This window comes from Kribbella rubisoli, from assembly GCF_004217145.1.
Classification (GTDB): domain Bacteria; phylum Actinomycetota; class Actinomycetes; order Propionibacteriales; family Kribbellaceae; genus Kribbella; species Kribbella rubisoli.
Genome location: NZ_SHKR01000011.1, coordinates 1,219,101 through 1,231,975, shown reverse-complemented (window position 1 = coordinate 1,231,975; position 12,875 = coordinate 1,219,101). Strand labels below are relative to the sequence as shown.

The following is a 12,875-nucleotide window of genomic DNA, read 5'->3' as shown; positions in this document are numbered from 1 at the left end:
CCCTGATGGACAACCTGGTCAAGAAGCCGCTGAATTCGCTCGACCACCTCGGTGAACAGCTCGCCTTCTACATCAAGGCGCTCGCCTGGTCCGGCAAGTCCGTCACCCGGTACCGCAAGGAGATCTTCCGGCTGCTGGCCGAGGTGACGCTCGGCACCGGCGCGCTCGCGGTCATCGGCGGCACCGTCGGCGTGATCACGTTCCTGGCCTTCTTCACCGGTACCGAGGTCGGCCTGCAGGGCTACTCGGCGCTGAACCAGATCGGTACGTCGGCGTTCGCCGGCTTCGTGTCGGCGTACATCAACACCCGTGAGATCGGCCCGCTGATCGCCGGTATCGCGCTCGCCGCGACGGTCGGCTGCGGTTTCACCGCGCAGCTCGGTGCGATGCGGATCAGCGAGGAGATCGACGCCCTCGAGGTGATGGCGATCCCGTCGCTGCCGTTCCTGGTCACCACCCGGATCATCGCGGGGCTCGTCGCCGTCATCCCGCTGTACGTCGTCGGTCTGCTCTCGTCGTACTTCGCGACCCGGCTCACGGTGACCACGTTCTACGGGCAGAGCACGGGCACGTACGACCACTACTTCCATCTGTTCTTGCCACCCGGAGACGTGCTCTGGTCGTTCGGCAAGGTGCTGGTGTTCTCGGTGCTGGTCATCCTGGTGCACTGCTACCACGGCTACCACGCGACCGGCGGTCCGGCCGGCGTCGGCGTCGCGGTCGGTCGCGCCGTACGGACGTCGATCGTCGTGATCAACGTGGTCGACCTGCTGCTGTCGATGGCCATCTGGGGTACGACGACAACCGTGAGGTTGGCCGGATGAGCAGATTCATCTCGCACAAGATCCTCGGCGTCGCCTTCATCGGCGTGCTGTGCTTCCTGCTCTGGCTGACCTACGCGTTCTACGCGAAGGTCTTCACCAAGACCGTGGACATCGAGCTGAAGACCAGCCACATCGGCCTGCAGCTCAACAACCACGCGGACGTGAAGCTGCGCGGGATCATCGTCGGCGAGGTCCGCGGGGTTTCCACCGACGGCGACGAGGCGACCGTCAAGCTGTCGCTGAAGCCCGACCAGGTCGACGAGATCTCCAGCGCGGTCAGCGCGCGCATCCTGCCGAAGACGCTGTTCGGCGAGAAGTACGTCGCACTCGTACCGCCGAACGGCCCCGAAGGCCGGCACATCAAGGCCGGCGACGTGATCAGCCGGGACAAGACCGCGGTCGGCATCGAGATCGAGAAGGTGCTGAACGACGCGCTGCCGCTGCTGCAGGCCGTCGACCCGGCCGACCTGAACGCGACGCTGAACACGCTGGCGACCGCGCTCGAGGGCCGCGGCACCGAGATCGCCGGCACGCTGACCCAGCTCGACGGCTACCTGAAGAAGCTGAACCCGAGCATCCCGAAGCTGATGGACGCCCTGGTCAAGCTCACCCAGACCGCCGATCTGTACGGCGACGCGACGCCCGACCTGGTCCGTGCCCTGCGCAACCTGACCATCACCGGCAACACCGTGGTGGAGAAGGAACAGCAACTGCAGCAGTTCTTCGGCAACGTGCAGAACCTGTCGACGACCGGCAACGCGTTCCTCAAGGAGAACGAGGACCGCGTGATCCGGCTCGGCCAGGTCAGCCGCCCGGTGCTCGACCTGCTCGAGAAGTACTCGCCCGAGGTGCCGTGCTTCCTCCAGGTGATGAGCGACACCGCCCCGATCCTGAACGACACGTTCCGCGACGGCCGGCTGAACATCAACCTCGAGCTGATCACCAACCAGCCGACGCCGTACGAGCCGAACGAGCTCCCGGCCTACAAGGACCACCGCGGTCCGACCTGCGTCGGCAAGAACTACAGCCAGCCCGGGTCGAAGCCCGGGCCGTACACGCAGGAGAACCCGGCGCCGTACATCACCGGTGACGACGGCGTGATCGGCGACCACAACAAGAACCAGCGCTTCCCGCTCGACCTGCAGCTGAACCGGGCGATGCCCGGGTTCGCGATGGACACCCAGGGCGTCGGCACGCCCGCCGAGCAGAAGGTCGTCGACTCGGTCGTCGGCCCCGAGATGGGCGTCGCGCCGGAGGACGTACCGGATCTGACCACGCTGATGGTCGGACCGCTGCTCCGCGGAGGCCAGGTGAACCTAGGATGAGCTTCTTCGACAAGAAGACGACGTTCGACACCGTCCGGCTCGGGATCTTCGTGGTGATCACCACGATCGCGACCGCGTTGCTGGCGGTGACGATCGGCAACATCACCTTCAACTCGACGACGAAGTACCGGGCTGTGTTCACCGATGCCGTCGGGCTGAACCAGGGTGACGACATCCGGATCGCCGGTGTGAAGGTCGGTCAGGTCGACAAGATCCAGCTGTACCAGGACACGCTCGCGATGGTGACGTTCAGCGTCGACTCGGACCAGGTCGTCGACACCTCGACGCACGCCACGCTGCGGTACCGGAACCTGGTCGGCAACCGCTACATCGCGCTGACCGACGGCGTCGGCGGCGGTGACCGGCTGAAGAAGAACGGGATCATCCCGAAGGAGCACACCACCCCCGCGCTGGACCTGTCGGTGCTGTTCAACGGCTTCAAGCCGCTGTTCACCGCGCTGACGCCGGCCGACGTGAACCAGTTCGCGTTCGAGGTGATCAAGGTGCTGCAGGGCGAGGGCGGCACGATCGAGTCGCTGCTGGCCAAGACCGCGTCGCTGACCACCACGCTGGCCGACGCGGACCAGGTGATCGGCGACCTGATCACGAACCTGACCTCGACGCTGCAGATCGTCTCGCAGCGGCAGCAGAACTTCTCCCAGCTGCTGGTCAACCTGCAGCAGTTCATCACCGGCCTGAGTCAGGACGTCACCCCGATCCTGAACTCGCTCGGCTCGATCAACTCGCTGAACACCAAGACCGCCGGCCTGCTGCAGCAGACCCGGGTGCCGATCAAGGCCGACCTGGACAAACTCCGGATCACCGCCTCGACGCTCGACGACACCCAGGCGATCTGGGTCAAGACCCTGCAGTTCATGCCGCAGAAGCTGAACACGATGACCCGCACCGCGTCGTACGGCTCCTGGTTCAACTTCTACCTGTGCAACTTCGACGGCAACGTCACGCTGCCGACGGGGACCCGCGTTCCGGTCGCGTACGACCTCAACTCGGCGAGGTGTAAGAAGTGAAGCCGTTCCGCGAGCAGAACCAGGTGACGATCGGCGTGATCGGCCTGACCGTCATCGGCCTGATCATGCTGGCCGCGTTCAAGGCGCAGGACCTGCCGCTGATCGGCGGCGGCACGAAGTACTCCGCGCAGTTCTCCGAGGCCGGCGGCCTGAAGCCGAACGACGAGATCCGGGTGGCCGGCGTCCGCGTCGGCAAGGTCCGCAAGGTCGAGCTCGAGGGCACCCACGTCCGGGTCGACTTCGTGGTCGACAAGGGCGTGAAGCTCGGCGACCAGACCGGCGCCGAGATGAAGATCAAGACCCTGCTCGGGCAGAAGTACCTGAAGCTCGACCCGGCCGGCCAGGGCAAGCTCAAGCCCGGTTCGGAGATCCCGCTGGCGCGGACGGTTTCGGCGTACGACGTCGTGGACGCGTTCACCGATCTGGCCAATACGACCGAGCGGATCAACACCGCCCAGCTGGCCAAAGCGCTGGACACGTTGTCGGCGACCTTCAAGAACACGCCGGAAGAGGTGCAGGCCTCGCTGACCGGGCTGTCCCGGCTGTCGCGCAACGTGGCCGCCCGCGACGAGCAGCTGAAATTGTTGCTCCAGCACTCGAACGTGGTCACCAAGGTCCTTGCCGACCGCAACCAACAGCTGATCAAGCTGATGAAGGACGGCAACACCGTCTTCCAGGCCGTGCAGGCGCGGCGGGCGCTGATCCACCAGTTGCTGGTGTCGACGCAGCAGCTGGCCTCGCAGATCACCGCGCTGGTCCGGGAGAACCGCAAGGACCTCGCGCCGACGCTGCAGAAGGTCAACGCGGTCCTCGCCGTGCTGCTGCAGAACCAGACCTCCCTGGACGCGAGCATCAAGGGCCTGGCGCCGTTCGTCCGGGTCTTCACCAACACGCTCGGCACCGGTCCGTGGTTCGACACCTACCTGCAGAACCTGGCGCCGGTCCCGGAGATCCCGCTGCCGAAGGTGCCGATTCCCGGCCTGCCGGCGATCCTGGGAGGTGGCGGCTGATGAAGGTCAACGCCCTGTCCCGGCTGATCGCGATCGGCGTCGTCGTGGTGATCCTCGCGGTCAGTGCCGTGACGCTGTGGCCGAAGCCCGACCGGGTGACTGCGACGGCCTACTTCCCGCGTGCGGTCTCGGTGTACCCCGGGTCCGACGTCCGGATCCTCGGCATCAAGGTCGGCGAGGTGGAGAGCATCACGCCGGCCGGGCGGACCGTGCGGGTGAAGTTCTGGTGGGACGCGAAGCACAAGGTGCCGGCGACCGCGAAGGCCGTCATCGCGTCACCGTCGATCGTCGCCGACCGGTATATCCAGCTGACCCCGGCGTACTCCAAGGGTGCTGTGATGGCCGACGGCGCGCAGATCCCGATCGAGCGCACCGCCGTACCGCTGGAGCTCGACCAGATCTACCAGAGCCTGAACGACCTGTCCGTGGCGCTCGGGCCGAAGGGCGCGAACGACCAGGGTGCGCTGGCGCGGCTGCTGGACGTTTCGGCGAAGAACCTCAACGGCCAGGGCGCGAAGCTGAACCAGACCATCACCGATGTCTCGAAGCTGACCAGCACGCTGTCGGGCAACTCCTCGGCGCTGTTCAACACGATCCGGCAGCTGCAGACGTTCGTGTCCGCGCTGGCGGCGAACGACCAGCTGGTCCGGCAGTTCAACTCGAACTTCGCCGCGGTCTCGACCACGCTGGCCGGCGAACGTCAGGACCTCGGCTCCGCGTTGTCGCTGCTGGCGACCGCGCTCGGCGAGGTCGCGACGTTCGTCAAGGACAACCGCGGTCTGGTGAAGACCACGGTCAGCAGTGCCACTCAGCTGTCGCAGATCCTGGTCAAGGAGAAGGCCGCGATCGCCGAGGTGCTCGACACCGCGCCGCTCGGCCTCGGCAACCTGGCCCGGATCTACAACCCGCAGTTCGGCACGCTGGACCAGCGCATCAACCCGGGTCAGCTCGACGATCCGGCGACGTTCATCTGCTCGCTGCTGCTGCAGGCGAACCAGTCGATGTCGACCTGTTCGGCGCTGAAGCCGGTCCTCGACGCGCTGGCGAAGCTGCCGCTGATCACCCAGCTGACCGGCGCCAACGCGCCCGTGAGCGGTGGCCCTGCCGGTACGCCATGGGCACCGACGCCGAAGGCCCCGTTGAACAGCCCCGACCCGGTCGATCCGACGCTCGGGGGGCTGGTCAAGTGAGACGCCCCAGAATCCAACGCCGTACGTCGATCGTCGCCGGAGTGCTCGCGCTTGCGACCCTGCTGACCGGGTGCGACTTCAGCGTGTACTCGCTGCCGTTGCCGGGCGGCGCGAAGATCAAGGGTCCGTCGTACACGGTCACCGTCGAGTTCGCCGACATCCTGGACCTGGTGCCGAAGTCGACGGTGAAGGTGGACGACGTCACCGTCGGTACGGTCGAGAAGGTCTGGCTGGACGGGTACATCGCGAAGGTGCGGATCAAGCTGCCGAAGAGCCTCGCGCTGCCGGACAACACCCACGCCACGATCCGCCAGACCAGCCTGCTCGGCGAGAAGTTCGTGTCGTTGTCGCGGCCGACCGGCTCCGAGCAGCCGCGCGGCAAGCTCGAGAACGGCGAGCTGATCCCGCTGTCGCGGACGACCAGCAATGTCGAGGTCGAGGAAGTCCTGTCGGCGCTCTCACTGCTGCTGAACGGCGGCGGTGTCGCGCAACTGCAGATCATCACCCAGGAGCTCAACAAGGCGCTGACCGGCAACGAGCCGGCGATCCGGGACGTGCTGACGCAGCTGAACACCTTCGTCGGCACCCTGGACCAGAACAAGGCCCGGATCGTCACCGCGATCACCTCGGTGGACGCGCTGGCCAAGAAGCTCAACGCGCAGAAGGCGACGCTGGCGACCGCGATCGACTCGCTGCCGAAGTCGATCGCGACCCTGGACAAGCAGCGGGCCGCGCTGGTCAAGACGCTGCAGGCGCTGGCGACGCTGGGCAACACCGCGACCCGGGTGATCACCTCGGCGCAGAAGGACCTGGTGGCCAACCTGCAGTCGCTGTACCCGATCCTGACCAAGCTGGCCGAGGCCGGGGCGAACCTGCCGAAGTCGCTGGAGCTGCTGTTCACCTATCCGTTCCCGGACCAGGCCGCCAACGCCGCGAAGGGCGACTTCACCAACCTCGGGATCACCGTCGACGTGAATACGCAGAAGGCACTCAAGGGCCTGCTCGGTCTGAACCTGCCGACAGTCGGCCCGACCGCGCTGCCGACCGGCCGGATCAGCCTCCCGGTGCACCTGCCGACGAGCCCGGGCAAGAGCGGCGGCGTGCTGCCGACGCTCCCGGTCCCGACCGGTACGGCGACCACCTGCATCACTGTGCTCGGGCTGCCGGTCTGTACGCCGCAATTGAAGCGGTCCGGGTTCGATCCTGACCTTGCCCGCGCGCTGATGCCGGGGGCGGTCGAATGATCACCAAAGGGGTCCGGATCCAGCTGATGGTGTTCCTGCTGATCACCGTCATCGGCGTCGCGTTCGTCGGCGCGAAGTACGCGCAGGTCGACAAGCTGATCGTCGACACCGACTACACCGTCAGTGCGAGCTTCGCCGAGTCCGGCGGTATCTTCTCCGGCGCCGAGGTGACGTACCGCGGCCAGCCGGTCGGCCGGGTCGGTCAGCTCAAGCTGCTGTCCGACGGCGTCGACGTGAACCTCGTGATCGAGAAGAAGTTCAAGATCCCGAACGACCTGATGGCAGTGGTCGCGAACCGGTCGGCGATCGGCGAGCAGTACGTCGACCTGCAGCCGCGCCGCGACGGATCGCCGTACCTGCAGAACAACTCGAAGATCGCGCGCCAGGACACCGCCGTACCGATCGACACCACCGAGCTGCTGCTGAACCTCGACCAGCTGGTGAACTCGGTCGACAAGAACAGCCTGAGGACGACCGTCCGCGAGCTCGGCGAGGCCCTGAAGGGCAAGGGCACCGACCTGCAGAAGATCATCGACAGCTCCGGCCAGCTGATCGACACCGCGGACGCGAACGTGCTGCAGACGATCAAGCTGATCGACGACGGCGACACCGTGCTCGCCACCCAGGTTGCCAGCGGCGACGCGATCAAGACCTGGGCGAAGAACCTCGCGCTGCTGTCCGACACCCTGGTCAGCTCGGACGCGAACCTGCGCAAGGTGATCGACCAGGGCTCGCTCGCATCGACCCAGATCACCGGCCTGATCCAGGACAACCGCGCGGACATCGCGGTGCTGCTGGGTAACCTGCTGACGGTGAGCGAACTGACCGCGGTCCGGCTGGATGCCGTCGAGCAGCTGTTCGTCGTCTACCCGGCGGTGGCGATGGGCGGGTACGTCGTACCGGCCAAGGACCCGGGCACCGGGCACTACGACGCGCACTTCGGGCTGGTCGTCGGCCTGACCCCGCCGGCCTGCCGGCCCGGGTACGGCGGCACGGCCAAGCGGGTCCCGCAGGCGACGACGAACACCCCGGCCAACACCAAGGCCGGCTGTACGGCGAGCCCGTCGAGCGGGATCAACGTCCGCGGCTCGCAGAACAAGCCGGCGCCGTCGTCGCGCGAGCTGAACCGGACCGGCTACGGCGTCGGGTACGACCCGGTCACCGGCGAGGCCGGCGGGTCGGACGGAATGCCGGCGCTGACGCTCGGCTCGACCGGCGGACAGGAGGAGCTGCTCGGCAGCGACTCCTGGAAGGCCCTGATCCTCGGACCGGTGACGAGCAAGTGATCGCACGGAACGGCCGGATGATTCTGGCGTGGGCGCTCAGCGTGCTGCTCCTGGTGGCGCTCGCCGGGCTGACGCTGTCGGTGGTCGGCCTGAGCAAGCAGCGGGCCGCCGACTCACAGCGCGACGGCGCGATGAAGGCGGCGCGGCAGCTGGCGCTGGACTTCACGACGTACGACTACCAGACCTGGGACGCGGACTCGAAGCGGGTGCTGGACGACTCGACCGGGCAGTTCAAACAGGAGTTCCAGTCCGGGATCGACGCCGTGAAGACCGACGTGGTGACCAACAAGGCGACCTCCAAGGGGGACGTGAAGGAGGCCGCCGTGGTCTCGAACGACAAGGACTCTGCCCAGGTGCTGGTGATCGTGAACGCAGTGGTGACCAACACGGCCTCGACCGACGGGGTCGAGCGCCGGTACCGGATCAAGCTGGACCTGGTCCGGGAGAAGAACCACTGGCTGACCGCCGACCTGCAGGTGGTGGGCTGATGGCAGACCGCCGCAATCGCCCCCGCATCGCCGGCCAGCGCCGCACCTCCGGGGCGACTCCCACGCTGGACGAGACTCCGGTCGTCGAAGAAAACGTGTCCGATACCCCTCCGGAGGATGTGACACCAGCCACACCCGAGCCCCCGAAGGCCAAACCCAAGGCCCCGGTCGTCACACAGCGTGAGCGCCGGCAGAGCGACGTACTGCTCGCAGCCCTCGGTCTGGTCGTGGTCGTCACGCTGGTGGTCGCGGCTGTGCTCGGGGTCAAGGCGTGGCACGGGAAGCAGGCCGAGGACGCCCGCGACCAGGCCGCCGTCGCGGGCCGGAAGGCGGCCGAGACCGCACTGAGCTATGACTACCGTGACCTGGACAAAAGCTTCGCCGCGGCCCGCGCGACGATGACCCCGGACTTCGCCCAGAAGTTCGACGCGACCGCCAAGGTGGCCGGCGAGCTGGCGACCAAGACCAAGGCCACGGTGAAGGCCGACGTCCGTGAGGTCGGGGTCCGCGACGGCGACGCCGACCGGGTCACGCTGATCATCTTCGTCAACCAGACCACCACGAGTACGATCACGAAGGGTAGTCCCCGGGTGGATCTGAACCGGACCCGCTTCACAATGGTCCGAAACGGGGACCGATGGCTGGTCCAGGAGATCGCCGGACTGTAATCTCTAGGTGACTCCGCACCAAGAGGACGCCGGGTGGCTCGTGGGTGATCTACCTGCTGGAGATCCCGGGTCGGTCCTTGACGGAGTGGGTGGTCCAACGGCAGACTATTGGACCCCATTGGACAGGCTTGCCTGGATCATGTAGCCTATTGCTTTGCGCTGCCTTTTCTTCGCCTCGGCTTCGGGTCTCGACTTGACTGGGGCGGCTTGGCGTGCGCTCCCAGCACCGATGTGATTTTGCGAGCCCGTGGAAGGACGCCCCTTGGTCGCCTCGCGCAACCCCCAGTCCGACAGCATTTCCAACGTCACCGGCCCCCGCCGCATCTCCTTCGCAAAGATCTCCGAGCCCCTCCAGGTTCCGGATCTGCTTGCGCTTCAGGTGGACAGTTTCGACTGGCTGGTCGGTAACGAAACGTGGCAGGCCCGTGTGGCCGCCGCCGAGGCCGAGGGGCGGTCGGACCTGTCCGGCCCCAGCGGCCTGGAAGAGATTTTCGAGGAGATCTCCCCGATCGAGGACTTCAGCGGCACCATGTCGCTGTCGTTCCGCGACCACCGCTTCGAGCCTCCGAAGAACACGGTCGACGAATGCAAGGAGCGCGATGTCACGTACTCCGCGCCGCTGTTCGTCACCGCCGAGTTCATGAACAACGAAACCGGTGAGATCAAGAGCCAGACCGTCTTCATGGGCGACTTCCCGCTGATGACGCGCAAGGGCACTTTCGTCATCAACGGCACCGAGCGGGTCGTCGTTTCCCAGCTCGTCCGCTCGCCCGGTGTGTACTTCGAGCGCACGCCGGACAAGACGTCCGACAAGGACATCTTCACCGCCAAGATCATCCCGTCGCGCGGTGCGTGGCTGGAGTTCGAGGTGGACAAGCGCGACATGGTCGGCGTCCGCCTCGACCGCAAGCGCAAGCAGAACGTCACCGTCCTGCTCAAGGCGCTCGGCTGGACCGACGCGCAGATCCTGGAAGAGTTCGGCGAGTACGAGTCGATCCGGCTGACCCTGGAGAAGGACCACACCTCCGGTCAGGACGACGCGCTGCTGGACATCTACCGCAAGCTGCGTCCGGGTGAGCCGCCGACCCGCGAGGCCGCGCAGGCGCTGCTGGAGAACTACTACTTCAACGGCAAGCGCTACGACCTGGCCAAGGTCGGTCGCTACAAGATCAACAAGAAGCTCGGCCGTGACGAGGCGCACGACATGGCGGTGCTGACCGTCGACGACATCGTCGCGACGATCAAGTACCTGGTCGCGCTGCACGAAGGCAAGACCGAGCTGCCGGCCCCGAAGGGCGAGATCGTCGTCGAGGAAGACGACATCGACCACTTCGGCAACCGCCGTCTGCGCACGGTCGGCGAGCTGATCCAGAACCAGCTCCGCACCGGCCTGGCCCGGATGGAGCGGGTGGTCCGCGAGCGGATGACGACCCAGGACGTCGAGGCGATCACGCCGCAGACCCTGATCAACATCCGTCCGGTGGTGGCGGCGCTGAAGGAGTTCTTCGGCACCTCCCAGCTCTCGCAGTTCATGGACCAGACGAACCCGGTCGCGGGTCTGACCCACAAGCGCCGGCTGAACGCGCTCGGCCCGGGTGGTCTGAGCCGTGAGCGGGCCGGCTTCGAGGTCCGCGACGTGCACCCGTCCCACTACGGCCGGATGTGCCCGATCGAGACCCCGGAAGGCCCGAACATCGGCCTGATCGGCTCGCTCGCGTCGTACGGCCGGGTGAACGCGTTCGGCTTCGTCGAGACGCCGTACCGCAAGGTCGTCGAGGGCCAGGTCACCGACCAGGTCGACTACCTGACCGCGGACGAGGAGGACCGGTTCGTCATCGCGCAGGCCAACGCCGCGCTGAACGACGAGAACCGGTTCGCCGAGGAGCGCGTGCTGGTCCGTCGCCGCCACGGTGAGGTCGAGCTCGTGCCGGTCGACGACGTGGACTACATGGACGTCTCGCCGCGCCAGATGGTGTCGGTCGCGACGGCCCTGATCCCGTTCCTCGAGCACGACGACGCCAACCGCGCGCTGATGGGTTCGAACATGCAGCGCCAGGCGGTGCCGCTGATCACCTCGGACGCGCCGCTGGTCGGCACCGGCATGGAGTTCCGCGGTGCTGTCGACGCGGGCGACGTGGTCGTGTCCGACAAGGCGGGTGTGGTCAAGGAGGTCTCGGCCGACCTGATCGAGATCGCCGCCGACGACGGCACGTACCAGACCTACCGGATGGCGAAGTTCCGCCGCTCGAACCAGGGCACCTGCATCAACCAGCGCCCGCTGGTCGACGCCGGTCAGCGGGTCGAGATCGGTACGCCGCTGGCCGACGGTCCGTGCACCGACGAGGGTGAGATGGCCCTCGGCCGGAACATGCTCGTCGCGTTCATGACGTGGGAGGGCTACAACTACGAGGACGCGATCATCCTCAGCCAGCGCGTCGTACAGCAGGACCTGCTGACCTCGATCCACATCGAGGAGCACGAGGTCGACGCTCGCGACACCAAGCTGGGTCCGGAGGAGATCACCCGGGACATCCCGAACGTCTCCGACGAGATGCTGTCCGACCTGGACGAGCGCGGCATCATCCGGATCGGCGCCGAGGTCACCACCGGCGACATCCTGGTCGGCAAGGTCACGCCGAAGGGCGAGACCGAGCTGACCCCGGAGGAGCGGCTGCTCCGTGCGATCTTCGGTGAGAAGGCGCGCGAGGTCCGCGACACGTCGCTGAAGGTGCCGCACGGCGAGGAGGGCACCGTCATCGGTGTCCGGGTCTTCGACCGCGACAACGGCGACGAGCTGCCGCCGGGCGTCAACCAGCTGGTCCGCGTGTACGTGGCCCAGAAGCGGAAGATCTCGGTCGGCGACAAGCTGGCCGGCCGGCACGGCAACAAGGGCGTCATCTCCAAGATCCTTCCGGTCGAGGACATGCCGTTCCTCGAGGACGGCACCCACGTCGACGTGATCCTCAACCCGCTGGGCGTGCCCGGCCGGATGAACGTCGGACAGGTGCTGGAGACCCACCTCGGCTGGATCGCCTCCCGCGGCTGGGAGGTCGACCCGGAGAACGAGGAGGAGTGGGCGCAGCGGCTGATCAAGATCGGCGCCGGCGCGGCCGAGCCGATGACGAACGTCGCCACCCCGGTCTTCGACGGCGCGACCGAGGACGAGGTCACCGGCCTGCTGTCCTCCACGCTGCCGAACCGCGACGGTGTCCGGATGGTCAACGGGCAGGGCAAGGCACGCCTGTTCGACGGCCGTTCGGGTGAGCCGTTCCCGGACCCGATCGGTGTCGGCTACATGTACATCCTGAAGCTGCACCACCTGGTCGACGACAAGATCCACGCGCGTTCGACCGGTCCGTACTCGATGATCACCCAGCAGCCGCTGGGCGGTAAGGCCCAGTTCGGTGGCCAGCGGTTCGGCGAGATGGAGGTGTGGGCCCTCGAGGCCTACGGTGCCGCCTTCGCGCTGCAGGAACTGCTGACGATCAAGTCCGACGATGTCGTCGGCCGGGTCAAGGTGTACGAAGCGATCGTCAAGGGCGAGAACATTCCGGAGCCGGGTATCCCGGAGTCGTTCAAGGTTCTGGTCAAGGAAATGCAGTCCCTCTGCCTCAATGTCGAGGTGCTCTCGTCCGACGGAAGCCGGGTCGAGATGCGCGACAGCGAGGAGGACGTCTTCCGGGCGGCAGAGGAACTGGGCATCGACCTGTCCCGGCGCGAGCCGAACAGTGTCGAGGAGGTCTGAGCGGGTTGCCGCTTGACATCAACAACCAACTCACTCAGACCACTTTTAGCAACGGGAGATAACACAT

At 66.7% G+C, this 12,875-nt stretch carries 10 protein-coding genes; all 10 read left to right on the top strand.

Annotated elements, in window-relative coordinates:
* Positions 1-5: 5 nt before the first annotated feature.
* The 10 genes from EV645_RS08805 to rpoB all read left to right on the top strand — a co-directional run bounded on the left by EV645_RS08805 (position 6) and on the right by rpoB (position 12,808).
* Positions 6-824 carry an MlaE family ABC transporter permease gene (locus EV645_RS08805; RefSeq protein ID WP_130443647.1) on the top strand — a complete coding sequence of 273 codons (819 nt, stop codon included), beginning with the start codon at positions 6-8 and terminating at the stop codon, positions 822-824.
* Positions 821-2,149, top strand: a complete 1,329-nt coding sequence (locus tag EV645_RS08800) for an MCE family protein (RefSeq protein ID WP_242000281.1) — start codon at positions 821-823, stop codon at positions 2,147-2,149. Before EV645_RS08805 ends, EV645_RS08800 begins: the two co-directional genes overlap by 4 nt.
* A complete protein-coding gene (locus tag EV645_RS08795; RefSeq protein ID WP_130441529.1) occupies positions 2,146-3,177 on the top strand; it encodes an MCE family protein in 1,032 nt (343 codons plus the stop codon). Before EV645_RS08800 ends, EV645_RS08795 begins: the two co-directional genes overlap by 4 nt.
* Positions 3,174-4,187, top strand: coding sequence for an MCE family protein (locus EV645_RS08790; protein WP_130441528.1), 1,014 nt, complete (start codon positions 3,174-3,176; stop codon positions 4,185-4,187). Before EV645_RS08795 ends, EV645_RS08790 begins: the two co-directional genes overlap by 4 nt.
* Positions 4,187-5,377, top strand: coding sequence for an MCE family protein (locus EV645_RS08785; RefSeq protein ID WP_130441526.1), 1,191 nt, complete (start codon positions 4,187-4,189; stop codon positions 5,375-5,377). The genes EV645_RS08790 and EV645_RS08785 overlap by 1 nt, the downstream gene beginning before the upstream one ends.
* Complete coding sequence (locus tag EV645_RS08780; RefSeq protein ID WP_242000280.1) at positions 5,374-6,621, top strand: MCE family protein; 1,248 nt, start codon at positions 5,374-5,376, stop codon at positions 6,619-6,621. Before EV645_RS08785 ends, EV645_RS08780 begins: the two co-directional genes overlap by 4 nt.
* On the top strand, positions 6,618-7,907 hold the full coding sequence (locus EV645_RS08775; protein WP_130441522.1) for an MCE family protein: 1,290 nt from the start codon (positions 6,618-6,620) through the stop codon (positions 7,905-7,907). Before EV645_RS08780 ends, EV645_RS08775 begins: the two co-directional genes overlap by 4 nt.
* Before the next feature lie 17 nt (positions 7,908-7,924).
* Complete coding sequence (locus EV645_RS08770) at positions 7,925-8,395, top strand: hypothetical protein (RefSeq protein ID WP_130441520.1); 471 nt, start codon at positions 7,925-7,927, stop codon at positions 8,393-8,395.
* Positions 8,395-9,063 (top strand): hypothetical protein, encoded by a 669-nt coding sequence (locus EV645_RS08765; RefSeq protein WP_130441518.1) that lies wholly within the window; start codon positions 8,395-8,397, stop codon positions 9,061-9,063. Before EV645_RS08770 ends, EV645_RS08765 begins: the two co-directional genes overlap by 1 nt.
* A 262-nt stretch (positions 9,064-9,325) precedes the next feature.
* Entirely contained in the window at positions 9,326-12,808 is a 3,483-nt protein-coding gene (gene rpoB, locus EV645_RS08760) for a DNA-directed RNA polymerase subunit beta (RefSeq protein ID WP_130441516.1), read from the top strand.
* The last annotated feature ends 67 nt before the right edge of the window (positions 12,809-12,875 follow it).

What these genes read in the sequence shown, in the direction of transcription:
- EV645_RS08805 (WP_130443647.1), top strand. Translation starts at nt 6, where the DNA reads ATGGACAACCTGGTCAAGAAGCCGCTGAATTCGCTCGACCACCTCGGT.
- EV645_RS08800 (WP_242000281.1), top strand. Translation starts at nt 821, where the DNA reads ATGAGCAGATTCATCTCGCACAAGATCCTCGGCGTCGCCTTCATCGGC.
- EV645_RS08795 (WP_130441529.1), top strand. Translation starts at nt 2,146, where the DNA reads ATGAGCTTCTTCGACAAGAAGACGACGTTCGACACCGTCCGGCTCGGG.
- EV645_RS08785 (WP_130441526.1), top strand. Translation starts at nt 4,187, where the DNA reads ATGAAGGTCAACGCCCTGTCCCGGCTGATCGCGATCGGCGTCGTCGTG.
- EV645_RS08775 (WP_130441522.1), top strand. Translation starts at nt 6,618, where the DNA reads ATGATCACCAAAGGGGTCCGGATCCAGCTGATGGTGTTCCTGCTGATC.
- EV645_RS08770 (WP_130441520.1), top strand. Translation starts at nt 7,925, where the DNA reads ATGATTCTGGCGTGGGCGCTCAGCGTGCTGCTCCTGGTGGCGCTCGCC.
- EV645_RS08765 (WP_130441518.1), top strand. Translation starts at nt 8,395, where the DNA reads ATGGCAGACCGCCGCAATCGCCCCCGCATCGCCGGCCAGCGCCGCACC.